Origin of the sequence: Tenacibaculum xiamenense (genome assembly GCF_964513065.1) — a bacterium.
GTDB classification, from domain to species: domain Bacteria; phylum Bacteroidota; class Bacteroidia; order Flavobacteriales; family Flavobacteriaceae; genus Polaribacter; species Polaribacter xiamenense.
Genome location: NZ_CAZEQU010000024.1, coordinates 1 through 1,528, shown reverse-complemented (window position 1 = coordinate 1,528; position 1,528 = coordinate 1). Strand labels below are relative to the sequence as shown.

Below are 1,528 nucleotides of genomic sequence, written 5' to 3'. Positions count from 1 at the left end.
TTCATTGGAGATATTAGTTGTTTGAGTTTTCTTTAATTCCTTAATAAAATAAGAAGGTCTTAGCTCAGTATATTTATAAAATGCTTTTGAAAAAGACTCTGCTTTATTAAAACCAACTTCATTAGCAATGGCTTTAATGGTATATTTTCTCCAAAGCTCATTATGTTTCAATTGCTCAACGCAGTATTCAATACGGAGCTGATTGATATAATTAGAAAAAGAAGCCTGTTTATAGTGATTCACTACTTTTGATAAATAGCTCGCATTGGTTTCAAATTGTGAAGCTAGATTTTGAAGATTTAAATTTACATTGACAAACTCGTTATTATCTTCAAACTTTTCAAGTCGTTTAAGAATGTTGGTAATAATATTTTCTGAAAGTTCCAGTTTAGGTCTTGAACCTTGAACTTGAGTATTTATTAAGGATTCATTGCCTTTTTTCTGTTTATAGAGTAGTGCTTCAAAGCGCTTCCTTTGAATTCTGTTTTTTCTAACTTGATAAAAAATAAAGCCTATTGAAATAGCTAATAGGGAAATAAAAACAAATTGATTCTTTCTTGATTTGGCCTCCAATTCTTCGACTATACGTTTTCTTTCTTCAAGTAACTTAGGGATATCAAACTCATTGGTAAATGTTTGCTGGATTTTGCTTTTCTCGGTGAAGCGAAATTCTTTCAAATCCATTAGTTTATTTATATAATGAAGTTGTTTTTCTAAGTTGTGCTCTTTTTTGTAGTGGTTTACTAGAAAAGAGAAAGTATGTTTCAATGAACGATTTTTAATTTTCTTTAACTCATATAAGGAGTCTGATTTTAGATGGTATGTTTTGGAGAGCTGATAATGATTTATTTTTTCATAGCATTGGGCAATTTTGATGTAAACCATAATTAAAACTCTATAGTTTTCATCATCTATAAAATATGGAATGGACTTTTGTAATGACTCAATGGCAATTGAATATTCTCGTTCTTTTATTTCAATTTTCCCTTTTATAAATAGCGCAAGACCAAGGAAAGCGTTTTCTTTATGTTCGGTGTAAGTTTCTTTAGCTTCGTTGATATATTTATGAGCAGAATCGAGTTGATTGATGTTGTTATATTCATCAGAAATATTAGCCGGTAAAGAAAGAAAAATGTAGTTGTCTTTGAGGTAATTTTTCCTTTTAGCAAAATTATATGCCTTCTTAAAGAAATATAAAGATTTTTTATAATCTTTGTTATGGTCTTTGATTAAACCAAGCCATGCGTATAATAAGTTTTGTAAGCTGTCATTTTTTATTTTTTTAAGAGCTTTTTCAGCTTCTGTTAATTCCTTTAGAGCTAAAGAATATCTTGCTTTTTGAAAATAAAAGTGTGATTTATCTATATATATGGATACAGGAAAAGTCTTGTTAGGGTTTTTACGATAAATTGAAATTAAAGAATCGCAAAATTTTAAATATAAATCATCATCGTTTTTAATATCGGCTAGATAGTATTTCCCATCAAGCATTTTCATAGTATCTTTCTCTTTCAGAGCTTTCAAGTAA

Annotated in this window: 1 protein-coding gene; it reads right to left on the bottom strand. The window is 28.5% G+C overall.

Annotation, left to right across the window (positions count from 1 at the left end):
• A partial coding sequence (locus tag ACKTTV_RS10005) for a helix-turn-helix domain-containing protein (protein ID WP_408030704.1) occupies nucleotides 1-1,528 on the bottom strand: 1,528 nt, incomplete at both ends.